At 46.7% G+C, this 21,273-nt stretch carries 22 protein-coding genes; 6 read left to right on the top strand and 16 right to left on the bottom strand.

The genetic code is table 11. The features are described 5' to 3' along the window. Positions 1-26: 26 nt before the first annotated feature. The 8 genes from TURPA_RS02675 to TURPA_RS02645 all read right to left on the bottom strand — a co-directional run bounded on the left by TURPA_RS02675 (position 27) and on the right by TURPA_RS02645 (position 9,696). Entirely contained in the window at positions 27-1,367 is a 1,341-nt protein-coding gene (locus tag TURPA_RS02675) for a hypothetical protein (RefSeq protein ID WP_014801739.1), read from the bottom strand. Positions 1,368-1,682: 315 nt separating this feature from the next. Next, positions 1,683-2,960 carry a DUF6161 domain-containing protein gene (locus tag TURPA_RS21315; RefSeq protein WP_014801738.1) on the bottom strand — a complete coding sequence of 426 codons (1,278 nt, stop codon included), beginning with the start codon at positions 2,958-2,960 and terminating at the stop codon, positions 1,683-1,685. Positions 2,961-2,978: 18 nt separating this feature from the next. After that, positions 2,979-4,256 carry a restriction endonuclease subunit S gene (locus tag TURPA_RS02665; RefSeq protein WP_014801737.1) on the bottom strand — a complete coding sequence of 426 codons (1,278 nt, stop codon included), beginning with the start codon at positions 4,254-4,256 and terminating at the stop codon, positions 2,979-2,981. A gap of 64 nt (positions 4,257-4,320) precedes the next feature. Further along, positions 4,321-5,109, bottom strand: a complete 789-nt coding sequence (locus tag TURPA_RS02660) for a hypothetical protein (RefSeq protein WP_014801736.1) — start codon at positions 5,107-5,109, stop codon at positions 4,321-4,323. A 13-nt stretch (positions 5,110-5,122) separates the two neighbouring features. Further along, positions 5,123-5,302: a hypothetical protein gene (locus TURPA_RS23735; protein WP_169314393.1), complete on the bottom strand. Its 180-nt coding sequence runs from the start codon at positions 5,300-5,302 to the stop codon at positions 5,123-5,125. A gap of 19 nt (positions 5,303-5,321) precedes the next feature. Then, positions 5,322-6,776, bottom strand: a complete 1,455-nt coding sequence (locus TURPA_RS02655; protein ID WP_014801735.1) for a class I SAM-dependent DNA methyltransferase — start codon at positions 6,774-6,776, stop codon at positions 5,322-5,324. A 51-nt stretch (positions 6,777-6,827) separates the two neighbouring features. Continuing rightward, entirely contained in the window at positions 6,828-7,484 is a 657-nt protein-coding gene (locus TURPA_RS02650) for a hypothetical protein (protein ID WP_014801734.1), read from the bottom strand. After that, a complete protein-coding gene (locus tag TURPA_RS02645) occupies positions 7,468-9,696 on the bottom strand; it encodes a DUF262 domain-containing protein (protein ID WP_014801733.1) in 2,229 nt (742 codons plus the stop codon). The genes TURPA_RS02650 and TURPA_RS02645 overlap by 17 nt, the downstream gene beginning before the upstream one ends. 146 nt (positions 9,697-9,842) lie before the next feature. Here TURPA_RS02645 and TURPA_RS02640 point away from each other — a divergent pair, with 146 nt between their 5' ends. Both TURPA_RS02640 and TURPA_RS02635 read left to right on the top strand, forming a co-directional pair. Then, positions 9,843-11,597: a hypothetical protein gene (locus TURPA_RS02640; protein WP_014801732.1), complete on the top strand. Its 1,755-nt coding sequence runs from the start codon at positions 9,843-9,845 to the stop codon at positions 11,595-11,597. Positions 11,598-11,810: 213 nt separating this feature from the next. Further along, complete coding sequence (locus TURPA_RS02635; RefSeq protein WP_014801731.1) at positions 11,811-12,107, top strand: hypothetical protein; 297 nt, start codon at positions 11,811-11,813, stop codon at positions 12,105-12,107. Between the two features lie 61 nt (positions 12,108-12,168). Here TURPA_RS02635 and TURPA_RS02630 read toward each other — a convergent pair whose 3' ends face one another. Continuing rightward, complete coding sequence (locus TURPA_RS02630) at positions 12,169-13,050, bottom strand: NADase-type glycan-binding domain-containing protein (protein ID WP_157210373.1); 882 nt, start codon at positions 13,048-13,050, stop codon at positions 12,169-12,171. A gap of 70 nt (positions 13,051-13,120) precedes the next feature. Between TURPA_RS02630 and TURPA_RS23280 the strand changes: the two genes are divergently transcribed. The 4 genes from TURPA_RS23280 to TURPA_RS02615 all read left to right on the top strand — a co-directional run bounded on the left by TURPA_RS23280 (position 13,121) and on the right by TURPA_RS02615 (position 14,961). Further along, positions 13,121-13,261 carry a hypothetical protein gene (locus TURPA_RS23280; protein ID WP_157210372.1) on the top strand — a complete coding sequence of 47 codons (141 nt, stop codon included), beginning with the start codon at positions 13,121-13,123 and terminating at the stop codon, positions 13,259-13,261. A 31-nt stretch (positions 13,262-13,292) separates the two neighbouring features. Then, positions 13,293-13,595, top strand: coding sequence for a hypothetical protein (locus TURPA_RS02625; protein ID WP_014801729.1), 303 nt, complete (start codon positions 13,293-13,295; stop codon positions 13,593-13,595). Between the two features lie 153 nt (positions 13,596-13,748). Further along, entirely contained in the window at positions 13,749-14,195 is a 447-nt protein-coding gene (locus TURPA_RS02620; protein ID WP_157210371.1) for a DUF6573 family protein, read from the top strand. A gap of 52 nt (positions 14,196-14,247) precedes the next feature. Next, positions 14,248-14,961, top strand: a complete 714-nt coding sequence (locus TURPA_RS02615) for a DUF932 domain-containing protein (protein WP_014801727.1) — start codon at positions 14,248-14,250, stop codon at positions 14,959-14,961. A 34-nt stretch (positions 14,962-14,995) separates the two neighbouring features. Here TURPA_RS02615 and TURPA_RS02610 read toward each other — a convergent pair whose 3' ends face one another. The 7 genes from TURPA_RS02610 to TURPA_RS02585 all read right to left on the bottom strand — a co-directional run bounded on the left by TURPA_RS02610 (position 14,996) and on the right by TURPA_RS02585 (position 21,268). Continuing rightward, positions 14,996-15,739: a hypothetical protein gene (locus TURPA_RS02610; protein WP_014801726.1), complete on the bottom strand. Its 744-nt coding sequence runs from the start codon at positions 15,737-15,739 to the stop codon at positions 14,996-14,998. Further along, entirely contained in the window at positions 15,729-16,040 is a 312-nt protein-coding gene (locus TURPA_RS02605; RefSeq protein ID WP_014801725.1) for a hypothetical protein, read from the bottom strand. Before TURPA_RS02605 ends, TURPA_RS02610 begins: the two co-directional genes overlap by 11 nt. Then, positions 16,037-17,176, bottom strand: coding sequence for a restriction endonuclease (locus TURPA_RS02600; protein WP_014801724.1), 1,140 nt, complete (start codon positions 17,174-17,176; stop codon positions 16,037-16,039). Before TURPA_RS02600 ends, TURPA_RS02605 begins: the two co-directional genes overlap by 4 nt. Positions 17,177-17,624: 448 nt before the next feature. Next, complete coding sequence (locus tag TURPA_RS24295; RefSeq protein ID WP_083847692.1) at positions 17,625-17,930, bottom strand: tyrosine-type recombinase/integrase; 306 nt, start codon at positions 17,928-17,930, stop codon at positions 17,625-17,627. Positions 17,931-17,936: 6 nt separating this feature from the next. Then, positions 17,937-18,986 (bottom strand): IS481 family transposase, encoded by a 1,050-nt coding sequence (locus TURPA_RS02595; protein ID WP_014801227.1) that lies wholly within the window; start codon positions 18,984-18,986, stop codon positions 17,937-17,939. A gap of 86 nt (positions 18,987-19,072) precedes the next feature. Beyond that, a complete protein-coding gene (locus tag TURPA_RS02590; RefSeq protein ID WP_083847691.1) occupies positions 19,073-20,665 on the bottom strand; it encodes a bifunctional N-acetyltransferase/class I SAM-dependent methyltransferase in 1,593 nt (530 codons plus the stop codon). A 204-nt stretch (positions 20,666-20,869) separates the two neighbouring features. Further along, the gene (locus TURPA_RS02585) at positions 20,870-21,268 is read right to left on the bottom strand and encodes a hypothetical protein (protein ID WP_014801722.1); all 399 of its coding nucleotides are present in this window, start codon (positions 21,266-21,268) and stop codon (positions 20,870-20,872) included. Positions 21,269-21,273: the final 5 nt, after the last annotated feature.

Genomic DNA, 21,273 nt, shown 5'->3' with positions numbered 1-21,273 from the left:
TCAAGTGAGATTGGGTTTGAGAGTCCCTAATTGACCATGGCCGCTTCTCTTCTGATCTGAGCGGCTACGCCTTCAGCCAAAAGCAAATTATCGCCTGCAAATGTAATGGCAAATTCCAAAAATTCGGCGGAGTATTTTTTGTAGAATGGATGCTTTTTCCCGGAACTCGAGGACTTTATGGCAATCCAATTTGCAAAATCTAACGAAAGCACGTTGCCCAAACGTCGGTGTGTTTTTTCTGGGTTCTCTTGGTAAGACCTGTAGTCTTGCAAGATTTTGAAAATATGCTTATTCGCGTTTAGGGAGAAATCAAGAAGATTGCAGTAGCCCAGCAAGTCCATACAGACATTGAGCTCAGGGGTCTTGTCAAACTTGCATTCTCTCTCAGTAATTTTCTGTCGTATGAACGCCCGGATTGGCTCTTCGTTTAAGTGGATGAACCCCTCCGTATGTATCACGACACTAATGAACTTGAATGTGGAATTAATCCCCGGAATTTCGGAATAGAAAATGTCGCGATCTCTTATCACTTTGAGATTTTGCTCATATTCTTGGATTATTGATTCATCAATTATCCTCTTGTAATCGCCGACGTCGCCCCAGTGAACAGAAAGAGGCGCTCTTCTATTCTTGATTTGTATCAGCGTTAACCAATCTTGCTCCAGAAAGTGCAAATCGGCCGAATGTATGGGACTCCCTTTCTTGAGTTTTGTGAATTCTGATAGAACCTTCGTCTTCTTCGGGTTAAGGGTCATTTGGGCAACGTGATCAATGAGCCTCTGTAATGCGATGCCAAAGTGTTTTGTGAACTTATTTGCAGTGTTTTCATCCTTGGCCCTGTTGAACCTAAGTAAGTCATAGTAAATTTCATCCGTGACTTTTCTGATTAGCAGCCCCGATATTGGCATGAAATAGCCATCCCTGATTTTTAAGATCGGAAAATCTCTGAGAATACTATACGAAGCTGACTCGCGATTCACTGTTCTATACTTGGGATCAGATTCTTTTAGTTTTTTGAATTGCTCTAACGATATGGCGAACCTGTCTAATAGGTGTGAAAATGTCGAACGGGATTCTGCACGGCATCTATCAAAAAGTGATTTGGCTGATACGTAGCCATTGTCATCGAAAAAGTTGAGAAGAAGAAATATTCCTCCAAAGGCGTTTTTTGCATCCATTCCGAAATATGCATCGGCATAGCCTTTAATCGTTTCATCGCGTAGCAGGTACCACCAGAAGGCAGAACCGTAGTAAATATTCTGAAATTGGTAAGCCTGTTGGTTTGTTGCGATTGTTAACAGGAAAGAAAACTTTTCATCGGTCGTCGAGTTTGGTTTGAGAATATTGTTCTCCAGCGAATTGATCATTTGGCATAGTTTCCGCAGATCATCATCACTGATAAGCTCATTGGGTAAAGAATCTCCAATTTCGCAGTGCAGGAGGGCGAAATTCGACAATTTTGAGAGGGCAGAATGATTCAGCGAACTGTTCTGCGGTTTGGCTCGCAAAGTGTGAAAGTATGGGCTTATCTTCGCGCAAATTTGTAACAGGGAGAATCTTTTAATTTTCCTTATTACATCTTCTTCTGTGACACCGTGAAAACTACCAATATCGCTCGGCTGAACGTATGACAATTGTAGCCCCGTAATGTTCCTTGCTATAAATCTGGTGTTCAGAATCCGCTAAGATTTCCCACCTTTCAAGAGAGCTGCCACATCAGCCCCCGGCATCGTAGGCGAAGAATCGCCCGCGAGCAAGCCCGTGTCTGCCCGGCTAAACAGAGATTGCAGAATAATCGTGCGATCCGCATCTTGAATCAACTTCTGCTCAGAGTTTTGCCCCTTCTCGATAAGGGCCAAGTATACATAGGTCAGTTGTTCGCGTTCAGCCGCATCCAGCGATAAATGGAAAGAGCTGATAGTCAATCGTATGAGCATTCGCAAAACAAAGAAGTATAATGATGCCAGTACCGAGAACCCCACAAGGCTTCTAATATTCTTTGCCGATGAAAAATAGGCCAATAGCGAATCTTTGCCTGCGCCTACTGCCGTGACCTGAGTTGCCAGCTCCTTGGCATCGACGAAGGTACTCGGAGCAATAAAATTATTCCACAAGACCCAACCGATAGCGACAAAGAATATTACAGAGAACGTGAGCCATCCAAATCCCGCCCACCGCATTCGAGTGGCTCGGGCTTTCCAATATTGGGCAGGCGCTTCGAGTTTCAATTTTTCAGTATAGAGGTCTTTTAGCGCACGAAAATCATTACGCAAATTGTTTAACTCGGCATCAAGATTTTGTACCTTTTCAAGCCGCCATTTCTCCAACGCGACCTTATTTTCTTTATTCTGATTCTCAAGATTCTGTGCAAGTTCGCCAAAGCGTTTTTGCAGTTTCTGGGTTTCAACACTTCGTACCTCAAACTGTTTGCGCAGTTCTTCATGCGCGTTGCCCAAGAATGCGCTTACAATTTGCGGTTCGGCAAACGCGACGCCTTCCATAAAGCCCATGACTTCTTGCGGTTGCCGCATGTTAGCTGTTCGGTTCGGATTAATCCCTCTGAGCGCACCAGCCAGAAAACCATGCCATCGAGCAACGTCGTCAGGGTAAGGGCAGGCAATGGCCTTTACGGCAAGCAATGAGTCAGCTGGTGTATTCGGCCAGTCATTCTTTTGCAAATCGTGAAAGGTTGCTGACATTTGCTCTGTGGTTCTCGGCTGTGTGGCTTTAGGGTCGGCCAGATAATCCAATCGGCTGCGAATTGTATCCCAAAACGCCCGAACATCTTGAGTGATCGGAATCGGGTGTGCCGTCCAGAACTGATGTTGCTTTTCGACGAAATCATACAATTCGGCAAAGTGCCCAAATTCCATTGGCTGAGCCATAAACGGCGGTTGGTAACGCCATTCAAATCTGGCAAATTCTTGATTGACGGCCTCGCTGACCTGACTGCGCTCCATACGCGGCTTTCTCGAGCCTCAGCGGGCCGTCAACTCCCCTCTAAACGCCTTCTGCAAAATCGACTTCTTCAACTCTTCCAGATCGGCAAGCTTTTGCTGGTAGATGACTTCAAGCCTTCGCGACATCGATCGAAGCATCTCAATCCGATAGACTATTTCTGTTTGAAGGTGGCTTGGAGCTAAGGGAATTGGCACTTCCTTCAAATTTTCCATTTCGATCTTGAGTGTACCATGTGCCGCCATATCAGTCATTTGATTATGGTTCTTGAATTGAGCTTGCAAGGCGAGTAGCAAATATCTTGGCTGAATACCACTGTTAACCTGCATCGCCTTAATGTCTTGATTGAAAGCACAAGGTGCCATTAATTCCGCAATGGGGATGCCGTTCGCAAGGCCCATGCCTCGAACCAGTATCAGCAAAGAACCTATCGGAGCAACGCGAGCTGCAGTCTGAGAAATTGCTCGCTGCGAAATATGGAGGATTGAATCATTTATCCGATCCGACTTCATATCCTTCCCGGAAACCCAAGGGACATCCCCTTGCCAGAACTCGTGATTACTCTTAGATGGGGTGCCTCCGCTTGAAAAAGTGACCACCTCCCCCAACTTCTTCTCCTCCCACCCCTCACCCGGATTCGCAAACACCCCCTGCAAATAGCTCTCAAACAGCTCCTTCGCATTGCGCAGGTTCTTCTCGGCGTTCTCTTTCGCCTTGGCGATGGCGGTAAAGGCTTCGTCGAGAATGGCGACGATGCGCTTTTGTTCAGGGAGTGGGGGGATGGGGATTAGAGTGTTTTTTGCCTTAATGATTGTGAAAGTGCCTACCGTTGCTCCAATTGAATTATCTATCTGTTTTCTCAATATGTCTGATTTAAATGCATACTCGACAAACCGGGAATCTACACCGCTCGTATTCTTCAGCCAGATTATGTTGCCATCCTTAAAATAGAATTTATCATCTCTTTGAACAACATAGCAAATTCCGAGAGTGCCAACACCAGTGACCATGATGTCACCTTCTTGCGGAATACCGTATTTTTTCGAGTATTGATTGTACATCTCTGTGGAGATGAACAATTCGTTGTCTACGAAGCCTTGTTTTGCAAGTTTCACAATTTCTCGAGCGCGATAGAATGGGATTCCGGTCTTTTTCCAATCTGCTTCAAAAACTCTTCTGCTTGAAGTTATCTCAAAAAGATCTCCCAAAGTCTTCACTTCCCAGCCGGCAACAGTTTGAAGCGCGGATTCGATCGGATATGAGGATTTGACGGATTTTCGGATTTTGTGAGTTTTCATTTCTATACGGGAGGCAGAACGGTGCAGCAGCGACTAACGCAGATGAACTTCATTGTGCACATCTTCACTCGACTGGCGTCTCAATAACAACCGTCAAGCTTGTTGGTTTCGATACATCTGTGACGATATGTGGGTCGTCGAATCCAGTGTAAAGTAGCCAAGTACTTTGGCTCGGTGTCGAGAATTTTGGAGTTTCTGTAATTTGTAGCACCAAAACTTTCTCTTGGAAAACATCCGAAACGCTCGGAGAAATAAGAATATTCGTTTCTTGAAGGCCCTGAGGATTAGTCTGAGTAAAAACTGGCCCGAGATTTGTCTTTCCCAATTGAGGCATGGTATTGAGAAAAGCCTTTTTTATCGATAGCATCCCTACAATTTTGTACATGCGGCCATCAATAGAATTTAGACGTAAGTTTATCTTTTCTTTTCGTTTCTGACTAACGAATGATGCTTCTGACACAGAGGTGAAATGCTGGATTCCCTTTAGCTGAATAGTAAATAGATGACCAGTAAAATCTCTTAGTGAAGGCCCTTTCTTGCGCACGAACTTTTGGCGAGAGCCAATTTGTTCCGTATGTGAATGGCCACTTGTGTGGAGTGAAGTCTTAACCAATTCATCGAGTGAGCCACCAATGTGCTTGTATCGTCCTTGTTGAGTCCGAGTTCCAGCACCCTCAAGCATCATATTCGATATGAGCCTATTCGCTTTCCCGTAATATGGATTTGAAAGATAAATGCTGCCGTCCTTACCAAAAACCAATTTTAAGACCTGATAAGTCTGCTTCTCGTAAGAGAAACCGAGGGTGTAGTTATCTGAACCAAAATGCAGAAGTGTTATTTCCGAGGCCGACATCTCTTATTAAATTTCACCCACCAATCTTTCGCGCAATCTTTGAACCAGCGTCATTCTCGAATCGGTCATCATTCGCCGCCTGAAATTCGTGGGATAAAAAAAATCCGCCAGATTTGAGCTTGCTTGCGCAGAAGCTTGGCGGACTTGCTAAAGTCAATATCGTAAGTTTCGCTTCCGGGGTAAATTCTTTCACGGTTGTGGTCATCGGGCTATTAGATTAGCTTGCGGATAGATGAGAGAATCGAGGCACTTTCGCGATCCAGCTCTGCAATTTCCGTGAGTATTGCCGCAGGCTCGCGCAACGCCGCTTCTTCTTTCTTGTTTGGATTCTTCACCGAAAGATCATAGCTCGCCGTGTCGATGTCGGCGATCTTCACACTCCATGAATTGGCCGAATCAGCCTTCGTTTTCTGCAACATAACAAAATCAGCGAGATCATTTTCGTTGAGCGGGTTGCCTTTACCCAGATTGCGGTCGAGATTCAGTTGGTAATACCAAATCTTCTTTGTCGCAGAGCCTTTATTGAAAAACAGGACAACGGTCTTCACCCCGGCACCAGTGAATGTGCCACCGGGTAAATCCAACACCGTATGCAAATTGCAGCTATCGAGAAGATGCTTGCGCAAAGCCACAGAGGCATTGTCTGAATTCGAGAGAAATGTATTCTTGATAACGATGCCCGCTTTTCCCCCGGCTTTCAAGAGCTTGATAAAATGCTGCAAGAACAGATAGGCTGTTTCGCCCGTCTGAATCGGAAAGTTCTGCTGCACTTCAGCGCGTTCTTTGCCACCAAAAGGCGGATTCGCCACCGCGATGTCAAAACGGTCTTTTTCTTGCACATCGGCGAGGTTCTCGGCCAGCGTGTTCGTATGAATCACATTCGGCGCTTCAATGCCGTGCAGAATCATGTTCATGATGCCAATGATGTACGCGAGCGACTTCTTCTCTTTACCATACAGAGTTCTCTTCTGCAAGGTTTCCATATCGGCCGTCGTCAGCTTCTTGCTCTTCTTCAGATATTCATGCGTCTCAACCAAGAACCCCGCAGAGCCCATCGCGCCATCATAGCACTTGTCGCCGATCTTCGGCGCCACTACCTGCACGATCACCTTCACCAGCGGGCGAGGCGTGTAATATTCACCACCATTGCGGCCCGCATTACCCATGTTCTTAATCTTTTCTTCGTAAAGATGACTCAGCTCATATTTCTCGGCATGCGTCCGAAAGCGCAGCTCATCAATGCGATTTATTACCTCGCGCAGGTTGTACCCGCTCTGAATGCGGTTTTTCAGTTCACTAAAAATCTCTCCAATCTTATACTCAAACGTATCAGCACTCGTCGCGTCGGTCTTAAACTTCGTCAAATACGGGAAAAGTTTACCGTTCACAAACTCGGTCAGGTCATCGCCCGAAAGAGCCTTGTGGTGATCGAGTTTGCCGTCTTTTCCCTTAGGCGCGGCCCATACTTCCCACCGGTAACCCTTTTCAATGATGGATTTATATTCCTTACCCTTCAGCTCCGCTGCTGCGGCCTTGTCTTTCTCATAATCATCAAGATACTTCAGAAACAGAATCCACGAGGTCTGCTCTACGTAATCCAGCTCTGAGCTGCAGCCAGCATCTTTGTGTAAGATGTCGTCGATATTCTTGAAGGTTTGTTCAAACATGGGGGCTTTTGATGGGACGATCCTGTAAGTTACTACTCCCGTAAACTGATGCTATTTTCGAGCCAGTATTATAGCGTACCTCTTGTCGATCTCGCGAATACATCCTATGATCTTTTCGTCAAAGTCAGGCAGGGGCATTATTTCCGCAGCGTCAAAAATGAAATGGCCATAAATCATCTGGTTGCGCTCTATTTCTACCCGACGATGTGTGTCAATGTCGTAGCTCCAGACCTTTTCGTCTGGGAACAATAGTTTGGCGAGGGATTCCCAGCTGCTTTTATGATATGTATTGTCATCGATCTGAATCGCTTTGGGGCCAACGAGACAATATCTGATTATCCATAGTGTTCTGCACTCCTCTGCGGGGGGCATTGATTGCGGTTCTTTTCGTAAACTTTCTTGGGCTGCGAGAATCCCTGAATCCGAGATATGACTGATGTATATGCCGGCCCATGGTGGCCTATTAGGTTCAGAATGTTTCGAGAAAGTTATACTCGGAAATGCCAACGGTAAATAATCCCAAGACCAATTGGTCTGCCAATGGCTCTGATTTGGCCAAGAGAAAAGCGGGGTTTCAAGTTTTCCGGTTTGCCAACCTGCGGTCTCTAAATCCTCTGCAATTCGCGTCAAGGCCGCGCGCAACTGGTCATTGTACATGGTCACGAAACGCACCGCATTTCGCAGTTTTAGATCAACTGATTCGGACATAAATCTCCATTAGCTTCGAGTCTGTTTCTCCAATGATGGGAGAGTCACTCAAATCCACAAACCATGTTTGCTTCAGAGCGAACTTCCCCCAACTTTCCCATTCTAATTCGCGATAGATCTGTTCGTAGAGGTAGACAGAACGTCTGGTAATTGCTTTCACAACAGCTCCGATGCGGTCTTTCTTTATCCAGTTACGCTCATCGCCCATGGCCGCAGCCTCTCGCCATAGATCAACGTCCTCTTCAGCAAATGCACTGGCGGCTCTAATCGCGCCAAATGTATCCAGCATAAATGGTTTCGCCTTCAAATACGCAATTTGTGCCTGATATTTATCGTCCTCAGGAAAGAATTCATCCCTTTCTCCCAGTAGACCTTTGTATTCAAGATTGGCATCCTGATCGGCGCGGTTCAAATGCTTGGGCCAAATGCGCAGATTTCCCGTGCTGTTATGTAATTGATTATGCGGAAAGGCCCAATCAAAATCGGGATGTCGATGGCGTACGTGCTGGAATTTTGAACCAGCTATAAGGTGATCGACATCATACGGTAGATCGTCTGAGCCAAAGTATAGCGTCGGATCGTAGTCCTGAAACCAATTATGCAACGATTCACGCTGAGCCCAAAATAGCAAAATAATGTCATTTATCGTGAAAAGGTCTCCTTTCGCATCACAAGCCTTGGCAAGACTTGCGGCGTAGGTGGCAGCTGTTTGAAATACAAAATCAGACGCCATGATGCCTGTAGCGAAGTATTTGCGGAGTATAAGCCCCGATGGGAAAGGAATACCGATGGCTTTTGCGGCTATGCCGAATGCAAGCGTATTTGCCCGGTGCTTGCGGGTACTAATGACGAAGAGTCGATCAAATATTGCCTGTTGCAGCACATTTCGTTTGCTGATGTCGCTTGAAATTAACGCTTTATCTTCGTAGTTATGGTCAAGCCACACAACCACGGTGTGCCAGAATTTTGGTGACAAGAGGCTAAGGGCTGGCAACGGCAAACCTCTCGGATTCTCAACCGGATGGTACTGTAACATCGCCTTGGCGTGCCTGAGAATAGCATGAAAACGACCAATTTCAGATTGTGGTTCGTGTGCAAGGTATGCTTTAATCTTCGCGAGAAACGAGCCGGTAGCTTCACTGGGGCCAATCAATCGCTTAAAGTCTTTCAATGTCAACTCAGGAACATCGTCTCCTTGAACCTGCTTGTCGCTCGCGGCTGCAAGTCGCACGACAGCGTGCACAATGTCTATTGGTTCGAGAAATCTTCCCGTAGCAGGGTCGCTGTATATTTGCCACACTAAGTCATGGGCCGCCGGCCAATGCATCTTAAGACCTGAAAAGAATAGTTCAGCTTGAGACATACGAGTCCCTTGATTATTCAGGCGCTCAAAGGCTTCACCCAGTTCTTCGACGCTGGTGATCTCACGCACGAGATGGATGGGTATTTCAAAATGCGAGAGCCGTTTATGCCATTCGCTCAATGCCTTTCGGTCAATTGGTAACTGCATAATCTGAGAGATTCGCTCCTGAGGCCATTCAGGCGGAATCAGATCATGCCAGTTATGTTTTTGCCCATCATAGAGGGTCAAGAAGTCTGCGACCGGCACAGGACATTGCGCTTTCAAAGGCCAAGTCAGGCTAAGTAATTTTTCATTGTGCCTGTCGAAAATTTCTTCCGATCCGCCTTGTGCCAATTCAAGTTGGGCTTGCGAAATCTGGTAGTTGGTGGCCTCGCGGCCCCAAGGTGATTTGATATTGCAGACATGAAAAAGTCTATGTGCGCCAGCTTCCGCCGCAGTTCCTATATCTATCCAGAGTCTCGCCTTGTCCCCTGAAACCCATGCCATATGGCCCAACCTCACGGCAATGGCTCTCTGTTGCCCATCAATGATGAGGTATTTGGTGCTTGAATCAATCGGGCGCATTTCCCCGGCCTTCGTAACAGAGGTGTTCTGCAACGTGCGCGTCGTTAGGTTTAGTCGGCTAAAATTCGCCGTTCCCGAGAATATCAGCGAGCCTACGGGGTATCCGCGAAGCATCGAGTCCCAAAGAAGTTCAATCTGCTGCTCATTCCACACGGCGTCTCTTTGAAAAGACGGCAGTTGCACCAAGCCATGTTCACCGATGGCTACCGCCAGATCGCTTATCGTGACCTTATCAATGTTGCTATTCGATGAAAACCATTCCATGATCGGGATACGGCTCTTCATGCATCCGAGCAGTATGGCAGATTTACATAGCGCTTTCTCGTAGGCAAGATTGTTTTTCGTTTTTGCGCGCGGATATTTTTAATTTCCCATTTTCTTAGTATAGATTTGACACATTGTGAATAGTCTCCAATTGAAAATTTTTCAGCGTGAATAGTAGCCAAATTGAACAGCGGGGCATCCACGCGCTCCGAGATTTGATATTAAAAAGCAATATATTGGCCTCTGAAATTCTGGAGAATGACCGTCATCCCCATTGGGATGGGCATATTCTCGTGTATAAGCAGCCCCGGCTAAAAGCCGGTGATCTGCACGGTCGAATCCCTGTGCAAGTTAAGTCGACAAACGGGAGGCTAAAACAATCCATAACGCGTGATCGACTTGAAGTATATTTGCGCGACGGTGGGCTCTTGTTCTTTATGGTTCAGCTTGGCGATCTCCCAAAGATTTACCTGTCTTTCCTTTTGCCCATGGATATTCGGAAATACATGCAAAAGAATCAGAAGAGTTATGCACTTAATTTTCAGTTAGTTAGTGATGCGCTACATCTCGAATCCATTTGCTATTTTTTTCTTCAGAACAAGCAACTTCAGGTTGGTACTGATCGCAGCATTTCGATCAAAGACCTTGCAGGCAAGCAGACCGATATGGTATTATCGTTCATGCCTGAGCGGAATTTCATCGAGAATTTCGCTAAAGGCAATTTTTACGTGTATGCCGATCTCGGGAAAAACCTAACTGTGCCCTGTCACTTGGACGATGGACTCTTAGCGCTGAGTGGCCCGGCACAGGTGGTTGTCGCTGAGAAGACATATTTTTCATCGGCGTCGCTCGTGCGGAATTCTATTGGTGAGACCCGTCTGTTCTTAAACAATGCGCTCGAGGTCAAAATCAACCGAGATAAATCACTAACCATTGCTCTCAACGTAGATGGCACGGCTTCAATACCAGCGAATCTCGCTGATCTGTTCGCTGCACTGGAATTTATGGAAGCGCTCTTGGTGCACAAGAGGCTCAAGCTCAACGGACGTGATTTGGCAGTAAGCATGCCGAAAATGGCCGATACCTTTGACAGAAATATTGCATGGGCAAAAACCCATCGTCAGCTGTTCGATATATTGCAGATCGATTACTCTCATGTGTCCTTTAAAGATTATGACCAGAATAAAGATCAAGCAAACGTAATCAGAATATTAATCGCTACGTTGCTAAATGGCGAAAAAGCCGTTTTGCAGGTTGAGCGGCCTCTGTTTATTCAACGATTTCGGATATTCCATCAGGACATTCTGATAAAATTTGAGCGGCAAAAGGATAATCATTTTGTTTTGCATGATTTTAATGCGCCCTTTCCCAATGAAGACACCTTAGAAGTGAAACAGCGAGACCAGACTGGCGCAGACATTAAATTCCGTATCTCAAAGTACCTGTTGCTCAACAATACCGATTTGATTAGGGGTGTGGGCAGAATCACAAATCAAGTTGCGGCCTCATTGCGAGAGTACTTCGATCCCATGGCTCAAGATATTTACGCGCAGTTCATGCTATTATGTATACATGTGTACGATCAGGATGCCAGTGAACAATTCTTGTCGCTCGCTGAAGATATTTGTTCCCTATTGACCCACAAAGGGATTCTTGATCCGTTGACCTCTGAGGTGAACCAGCTGCAAATTGTTCGGCGTCGGCGGGCCTTCACGCCTCGCGAAATTCGACGTATGGGCGAGATCATTAGTGACTCTAAAAGCGAAAACGATGTCATTTGCTGTCTCCATATTCTTCTCGAAGAATACGCGGAGTTCGAGCAACTGTTCTTGAAGATGACCGAAGACCGGCAGACCACCTTTAGGAAATGGCCGATCTATACGCTCTACGTACAATGGAAGCAGAAAAATCAAGGCGGGTGAAGGTTAGAACGGCTCGATCCGGCGCGGCGGGTTTGCAAATCTCGCATAAAGAATTTCAAGCCACGTGACCCACTTCCGAGCTCTAACTAAGTGTTCGGCAGTTTTCGGCATTTTGCCACGGCCGTAGGTTGTATTCGGCTCCGGTCGCAGGCATGACCATGACAAGAATAGAATCCCGCCAGAACGGGACACGCCTATTGGCGTGGAGGTACTATGACCAATACTAGAAGAAAAATAAGTTTCTTGGGCGAGGAGCTTACCATCTGGAAAAGCAAATACGCCGAAAACAACCGAGTCGCCTTAGAGTTGGTTACCGATGATGATGAGCCATTCATGACGGCCACGGTGAATACTCGAGAGGCAATTCCTGAGGGGCATGTGACCATCAAGAATTATTCAGAGAACGAAGGTCTGCTTGAGGTACTCATTGAAAATGGCATCGTCGAGCGGCCCGCACTGAGCATTGCCACGGGATTCGTACATATTCCCGTTTGCAAGTCACTGCTTTGAAAAGGTTTGAATCCGCTTCGGCGGATGCGCCAGTTGTGCGAAGTGTCTATCGGCCCAACGCTTACCGTCCGAAAAAATGAGCCTCCGCAATACAGGTGTCATCCCACCGCTTACCTTTGTGCACAGAAGTGATGCTGATCTTGGCCCATGAAGATCGGTGCGCTCTGTTGAACGCCACTGTCTGGTACCCCTTGACTTTATCATTGAATATGACTGTTTCAGCACCATCTTCAAATTCGATGCGCAAACCTTTGACGCGATTATTCAAGAAGTAAAGATCACCGAATACTTTATGTAGGGCAGAAAAGCCATTCACGATCTCAAATTTGTGAAATGTGTGCGTTCCGCCAAACTTGAAGAGCAGGTAATCGCCGATCCCATCTCCCTTGCTGCCCTCGGCCCAAACTGAATTGAAATAATCGTCAGTTACCATTTCAGGGCCGTAAGTGTAGTTGGTCGTCGGCGGCAATATTGAACTCGCTTGAATAGCAGTCGGTCGAAGCTTTTCAAAAGTCGTCTCCATGGCGGCGGCCCTTTCGGTTACTGGCTTTAGGTCAACATTGAATGCCCCGAGTAGACTATAATTAACCTTATGCACTTTGATGTCTGCCGTATCCAAGGTTTCTGGTACGACGATGGTGACGAAGAAATCGGGCATGGCGATTTGAAACGCATCGTCTCCGCTCGTAATCTTTGATTTGCCGGCAGTGCCGAGTAATTGCTGGTTCTCCATGATCTTCATCACTGCGGGGTTTGCGGTGAGGTCTGTCTCAGTGATAACAACTTTGGGGCTGCTCGCCAAATCCATTTTTACTAAATTTTCAAAGTCGCCCATGCTCTGCTCGGCTTTTTTGCTTATCTTTTTCTTATTTGCTGATACAATGCTTACAGCGAGGTTGTAATTCTTTCCTTTGGGGTCGCCTTTGTCAGCGATAATCTGCAATACCTGTTTGGTAATGGACTTTGCGAGGCTCGAATATTTTCGGTCATCGGCGCTAATAGTAATTGCAAGCGTGAGCGCCACGATTGCGAAGCTGAATTTCTTTGCCATAGATGAGGAGATATTTCCGGTCGCGATCGGTGGCGTCACGCCGAATAATTCAGTACAGCGTTCGGTTGCCATCTCTTCTGGCGGGTTTGCATATCTGGCATAGAATCTCTGGGTGAACAACCCAAGGAGCGACTATGAACCTTTTAGAAATTACCTCACGCTGTACTCAAGTCATCGACAAGGGCCGGTATGTGCAGGCAACGCGGGCCGACGGCCTCGAAGTCTTCTTTGACACGGCATCTGATCCGGTATCTACTTGGCTGAATGCAGTCAGAGCTAACGGCGAACGCAAGACGGTCTTTCTGACTGTCGGGCTCGCCCGTGGCTTGCAGATTGCATTGAACTACGCGGAGAAGTATGGCGAGGAGGCCGAGCGCGAAGCAATTCAGGTGCAGATTGAATCATTACTTTCGGGCCGGCTTCTGGCGGCCCCATGAAAAGCAATGAATCCCGGCCCCACCGGGATGCGTCATCGACGCGGAGGATTCAATGCGAACATGCTATAGCTGCCAAAAACGATACTTCTTTCTGTTTGGCCAATTCGGCTTCTGCAAGGAGTGTCTTGTCGAACTTGTGAAGATTAACCCAGATTGAAAAGACTCGAATCCCGCTACGGCGGGCTTGCCCTGTGCGCACGAGCATGCACAAGGCAAGGAGTCAGTATGTTTAGTGAAGAAGATGTGATTTCAAGGTACTCTCAGGCGCAGGCAATTGAAGATGGCGTGCTGCATCTGGTACCGAATGAAATTTCACGGGTGTATTTCAAATATCCCGTCATTCTCTCCGACAAGGTTTTTAGGCTGATCGAAGGGGCTGTTGCCAATGAGCATGACCTCACAGATTATCGAGGCGTCGTACGCAACCTGCTATTCGCGTGCGCGTCCGAAGCGCGCAGAGCGCGTGGTGAAAGCGGTCTCAAGGCCAAGGTCACTATTGGCGCAGCGGTGGTGAAGAATATCCATGAGGTATTTATGGTCTGCGGCCCCGCTGATACGCCTGAGCCGACAATAACGATCATGCTTCCAGAAGATTATTGAACAGAACCGAATCCCCGTTAAGGGGATGTACGTAAGTACAGGAGGTTTCTATATGAAACAACAATTAGTGCCGGCGGTTTACGCAGAGCGACCGATAGGTGTCTCGTCGAAATACACGTTTATTCCGACGGTGCGGCTTATCGACGATCTACAAACCCTTGGCTGGTATCCGGCAACGATCATAGGCAATCGACACAGCGATGTGGCAAAACACTTGATTCGCTTTCGACGCCTTGATATTTCAGGGGATGAAGTCCCTGAAATTGTCATGGTCAATAGCCATGACGGGCTTTCGAGCTTTCGTCTGATGGCGGGCGTGTTCAGGCTGGTTTGTGGTAATGGATTGATAATTGCAGAATCGTTATTTTCTGCCATATCAATTCGCCACATCAGCTACAGCTACGAATCGGTGCAATATGCCGTGTCAGAGTTCGTAGAGAAACTACCGGGCCTGATGCATTCTGTCGAGCGGTTTAAGAGTCGTGAGCTAAAAATCGCCGAACGTTTAGTATTCGCCAAGTCTGCTCTGTTGCTACGGTTTCCAGAAAAACTGCCTGATATTGATCTCGCACGCTTTCTGGCACCGCGCCGGCCGAGTGATGCAGGTGAGGATTTATGGCGAACCCTCAACATCACGCAAGAAAAACTGCTGAACGGTCGTTTCTATGACCGGTCTGGCAACAAGATCAGACCCTTGCGAAATGTAGATCGAACCGTGAAATTGAATCAGGCCCTGTTCGATCTGGCCAATTCATTTGCTGCTTGAGAGTTTATGGGGAGGCTTCGGCCTCCCCCTTTTTTTATTTCATATGGAGTTTAACATTCAATTCGTCATTAACTTCCAGAAATACAATCTGTCCCGAGACAGCATACGCTTGCCCTTTCTTGTATCGCAAAGCAGCCGCCTCAGATTCGACGACTTTCACAACCTTATGCCATGTAAGATTGGCCTCATCGAACGTGAAGGTCACTTCAAAGCGACCCGTGGGCGCCATACACTTCTTGCACGCCATCAGCTGTAAGCCAACCATGAGAGCAAGAACCGGATTCTCTCGCGGGTCGTCACCTCCCGAAGCACTTATGAGTTCTCGTGTTTGTGGATCACGCCTTAACTTTTGAATAATGCTCCGCGCCTTCGTCTTACCATATTTCGTGATGCTCTGCTCCGCCTCAACGTCATATACGTAAATCTGCGAAAACCTGATGGTGCGGCCGATGTTCTTTTTGTTTATTGCGGCAATTTTCTTTTTCAACTGACGGCCTTTCTTCTCTTGCAATGCCGTTGAATCTTCGTACGAACTCTTATAATTTGCCGCATCTTCGAGCATCGCGGTGATGAGTTTTTCGTCGGCTGTTCCTTGATTTTCTGTTTCATTGCCAACTTCACCGGTTTGCTCAGGTTGATTCTCCGTCGTCTCTTCAGTCGCATTGCTATCAGGTTGTGCCGTATCTTCATCCTGAGCGCTGGCCCCTGATGTAGCCAATAGAAAGGCAACCAATCCAGCCCAAGCGAGCCTCACCACTGCACCCTTTTCAATTTGCATCTTTCTTAGCTCCAATCAATACCATGACTCCACCACCAAGCATTAACAACTCAACGAATCCAGTAAATTTTGCAGAAGTCAATAGACTGATGACGACCATAATTGCACTCGTCACGATGATACCCATGCCAGCAGCCTTGGCTTTGAAAAAGCTGACTATCCCCAGTATGAATTGCACCGATAAGAAGCTGAGACCCAGTAGAGCGGTCAGAGCAGCCTTATCAGACCATAAATCTGCCAATGCTATGATGCTCCCAAAAATCGCCAAGACCAATGCTAATATTGCACCTGCTGTTTTCATATTTTTCTCCTTACACTTTTCTTCGTTTTTGTTAATTTCGTTTTTCGCAGAGCGGCCCCCTTACGGGTTTTCGTCTGGGATTCCTTTACGTCGCCCATCAGCGCATGTATGACCTTCATATGCAACGCATGCTTCTCCAATAGACCCATGAATTTTCTATCGAAGAAATCCTGAATCTCACCAGCGTCGGCTTCAATACCAGCTTCTTTAACTTTTTGGAAAAACTCCAGACGGGCGCTCTCATCCAATGGGAGCGTAGAGGGTCGCCGATTCGCCGTCTCGAAAGCCTCGGTCAACAGCTGCATCTTATGGCGACCAAGGGTAAACGCCTTGTAACGCCCCTCATTGATATAGAGTTGTTCGCAATTGCGCTTTCGCTTAAAGAGTATCTGCGTATCTTTCTCGGAAAACGATTCCTTTAGAAACGAAATATTCTTCAGGATAAACTCATCGTGCAGTTCCCTGAAAGCATGAATTGTATGACGCCGATTTTCTTCAGAGTCGTCTTGCCTGAATTGTTTTGTCTTTTTCAGTATGTCACCATAGAATTTCTGATAAAGCGGCAAATAGTCCAATAGTTTCCGTCTATCGATCAAGAACAGGGCACGCTTCGTACCGGGCCGCCGGTAGACTCTCTCTAATTCTGCTACCGGTGCCGAATACCCACTCGCTGTGATATATACTCCGTAGGTTTTGGCGCGATTGCCGTTCTTCCGCTCGAAAAGGTCAACGGCCCCGAGAAACTTCGTTATTTCATCGTGGCCGATCTGGTTTTTGTGAAGCTTCACCTGTACCACAGTTTGATAGACGGCCGAATGTGCATGCATACTTCGGCGATCAATACCTTCATCGCCAAACGCCGTTTTGTGATACGGGCTGAAGTATTGCAGTAGCAATGGCGACAAAAAGTATTCGGCCACATAGCTCTCAAAGAAAGTCCAGTGATGTAAATTCCGGTAATCTTCTGTGAGAATTATCTTTTCTAATGTCTGGCCGACGGCAGTGGCGTGCAGCTTAGGCGCAAAGCCTTGATGCACAAAATTGAGAAAATTTCGGTAAAAACCGATGTGCTTGAGCGCAAATAAATCGGGAACTTTCAATGCGACCCGCCCTGCCGAAGCCTTATCTTCGAGCATTGGGAAAAGCCGTGCGTAGCCAATCTATCGTACATGATGTTCATATCCAAACCTCTGGGGTTGAGAATCTTCCAGCGTTGGGCATATGAAGCGGGCCCTACCTGAAAGTTCGTTCGCCCTTATACGCTACTTCCGTAAACGCAGAAGAGCCCTTCCAGATAGAGCCCGGTTCTCGGAAGTAGTGTCTGAGCGGGAACGAACCGCTCGGCTTTTCAGCCGCGACTTCAATCATGTGAAAGCTATACTTATATCATTTTTTCTCCACGATCTTTCGCAGTATGGATGGCTGTGATCAAACAGTACGTGCGAGCAAGCGATTTTTGGTGCAATCGGTGATGCACGGAAAGCATATGCAAACCCGCCATAGGTCATTCAGTTCAAATTCGTCGTCCTTAGAGACCGCTGTGCGCCTCTGAACTAATGTCAGGCATTGCTTCAGGCGGCCCGTTTAATCCAATCCGCTCATTATCCTGCTGGCTTTTGGCAGGCCGTGCAGGTAGAACCGCGCCGTAATTTCCGGCGAGCTATGCCCCATGTAAGCGGCGACTGAAGAGAGCGGTTCACCCCGGTTGAGCAAATCTGTTGCCCGTGTGTGACGCAGCATATGGGGGTGTAGTCGCCGACCGATTTTGCGGCCAGCGCGGCTCAAGAGCGTATGGGCCGTAAACCGGGAGATAGGTTTTCCCGGCGACGATTCAAACAAGTAAACCTTCGAACCGTACAATTGTAAAAGTCTGAACTTGACCTGACACACCCATTTTCATGCTGTCTGTAATTTCAAATCCAGCATTTTGTCTTTCGCTATACTGAGCGAGTCTTTGAATGTTGCCAGAGGCGTTTTGCCGAAGCAATATTTCCCCTGATGAGTGCGCTGCGTGTTGTAATCGTAAATCCACTCATCAAGGTCTGCCTGCAATTGCTCCAAAGAAGTGTAAACCTTCTTTCTGAATGCAACATTGTAAAACTCATTCAATATAGTCCGGTGAAAGCGCTCACAAATGCCGTTCGTCTGCGGGCTCTTGGCCTTGGTTTTTGTGTGGTCGATATTCTCCAAGGCCAGATACAGCTGATAATCGTGCTCTTCCCGGTTGCCACAGTACTCGCTGCCACGATCGGTCAGAACGCGCAACAGCGGAATCTCATGCTCGTCAAAAAACGGGATGACTCTGTCGTTAAGCATATCGGCTGAAACCAGAGAATTCTTGCGATCATAGAGTTTCGCAAAAGCGACTTTCGAATACGTGTCGATGAAGGTCTGCTGATAAATTTTACCCACACCCTTCATATTTCCCACGTAAAACGTGTCTTGTGACCCCAAATAACCAGGGTGCTCCGTTTCAATTTCACCGTGACTTTCCTTCTCATCTTTTGCGCGTTCGAGCGCAACCAATTGTGCCTCGGTAAAGATCCCCTTTTCCTGAGCCATTCGCGCTTCAAGGTATTTCAGCCGTTTTTTAAACGTCGCAAGATCATGGCGCAGCCAAACGCCGCGCACGCCAAAAGGGGAGATGATGATACCTATCTTGCGCAACTCGTTGGACGCCCGAACCTGACCGTACGCGGGGTATTGAAATGCAATTTCCCGTACCGCTTCCTCGACCTCTGGAGCTACACGATTTTTCAGCAAAGGCTTCCTGCGGCTGATCTCCTGCAATGCGAGCTCGCCACCCTTGTCGTAAAGCTCCTTAAACCGGTAGAAACTGTCTCTTGAGTAACCGAAAACCTTGCAAGCTTTCGATACGCTGCCCAGCTGCTCTGCCAGTTTCAGCAGACCAACCTTGTTCTTGATAATTTTCTGTTCTGTCGTCATAAACACTCCTTTTTGTTAAGAGAGTGTCAGATAAAGTAAAAACTATTACAAATCAGTCTCACCTCTGCATCATAACATCTTCTGCTTCATTGATGTCTCACTATAATTAACAACTCTTTTGCTCTGGGGTGCGTTTCGTAAAGCTCTGAGTTGAAGCGTCCAGCTTGGACGTAGCGGGAATGAATCACTTCTAATCCATACCGGTTAAATATTGAAGTGAGCTCGGGTAGCGTATACCTGCGATCACGGATCAGATACTCCGCGCTCAGGAGACCATCATTTCGGAACTGCTCTTTGCGATAGAATGTATCGGTTTTTTTCTCATATAGAATGTATTTGGGGTCAAAAACATTCCCCGATGCCTGCATAGTGTTACTGGGTTTGAGTCTCATCAATCGCATGGGTTTCTTACTTAGATCATGAACGATATGCTGTTTAGTTTTCTTTAGTAAATTCAGCGTAAGGGCTTTATTCATTGTTGAAATCACGGCGACTCCATTTCTTGCCAGATTTCTCCTGATATTTAGGATTATTCGTTCGTTGTCGCCTTCTTTGGGAAAAGAACCAATTACATCATACAAACATAAGATGAGGTTAAATCTGCCAAATTTTTCCCCAGAGCGAATGTCTGCGACTTTGAACTGAACATTCTGGAGGGAAGCTTCACGTCGAGTCTCCTCGGCATGCTGAATAAAATTAGGCCCATAGTCGATACCAATCACTGAGTGTCCCAGTTTGCCCATCGCAATAGAATGTCGGCCGATACCACACCCAAAATCCGCTACCCTTTGAAAATTTACCTCAAGACCGAGTTGTACAAGAAGCTCAAGAATTTGATTTACCTCTTTTGCAGCATGCCGCGCCCAGCCGTGCTCTGTAATTTTCATTCTCTGATAGGCTTCTCTAAGGTTTTGCTCTGAGAACTCAATAAAGTCCAAAAACTTTCTACCTTTTGGTATGACTAACGGTTGGCCTTGAAAGGTAAATGCAAGCCATTCTTCACCACGGTTCAAAGAACCCAATTGCCAATTTCTATCCTTGAAGGCTTTCAAAAGGTCACCACGTATATTCGATTGATCGACGTAAAACTTTGAATCTATCTTGGCGTTTTGACTGTCAATTTTTAGATGCGCAGAGGTGAAAAAAATCATTTGTTTCAGGCATTGCTGAATGAGCGGTCGGAACTCATGCACAATCTTGGCCTTTACGTGCCGCATTGTAGCAGATTCTAAAGTGCGGATGGTAAATGGATTCGATGTGATAATTCCCCATGCCTTATCGTTTGAAAAACCCCAAGCAGAGAAAAGGAGCCGCGTGCCTATTCCGAGTCGACGGTAGGATGCACCTACGACCAGTTGAATGACGATTGATATAGCTCCTCTTTTTGTGCCGAAACGATAATAAATCGCGTATCCAACCAGTTCTGTCTTGACCATAGCCAGCGCAATATATGTATTCTCTTTCTTACTCAAGTCAAATAGCATTTGGTGTGGCATCTTGACGCGCCTTTTCGCAGAACTAAATGTTCGATCAAAGAAACCATAATTACGGTCATACAAGGCCTTTACCTGCGTCAACTGCGACATAGTAATTCGTCGCAATAAATCCGTGCGATATGTAATTGTTTTACGCCTTTTGTAAAGCGATGTGGCATTAAAGAGTCTTTGAAGCAAGCCCATGAGATTTGGCCACAGTTGAATGCTTTAGGTGTTTGCGCTACAACTTTACCAGAGGTTCGAAGGGCAGTCCGTCCCGGCATGCTTGCATAATTTGCCATGAAAAGAACCAGCTTATGCATGCCCTACTGGAGTGAAGTGTTCTTGGGATGATTCTATTCGATTATATTAAGCAGGTTCAAGAGCCTTTCTATTTAGCATTCCATGTTATACTCGGTTCATTTTCCATTTCGCGTATGTATTCCCAAGTGAAGCCATTTGGATATTTCTCTCAAAGAAGCTTTTTAACTGTATGGCTACGATGCCGATTTGCACCTCATCGGGTCGGAGATATTTGTCGTGTTTGGTGTCTTTTGGAGCAAGCCGAAAAAATCCCGGAGCTATTAAGGCATTCATTGGCAGTAAGAACTTCACCTGCCGCCGCTTATAACCACCAATAATGGTCAGCTGTTTTGCTTTAGCCATACTCTTCACCATGCGATTGATGTTCTGAGGCCTGAATCCCGTTTCAATCGCAAGCTGCTTTACCGTCGTCGCCGTGCCTGTAGCACAATAGTATTCGGTGATTTTCTGCAGAATTACCCCACGTATGGCTGTTTTTCGCATCTTAA

This window comes from Turneriella parva DSM 21527 (assembly GCF_000266885.1).
GTDB classification, from domain to species: domain Bacteria; phylum Spirochaetota; class Leptospiria; order Turneriellales; family Turneriellaceae; genus Turneriella; species Turneriella parva.
This window is presented reverse-complemented; position numbering and strand designations above follow the sequence as displayed.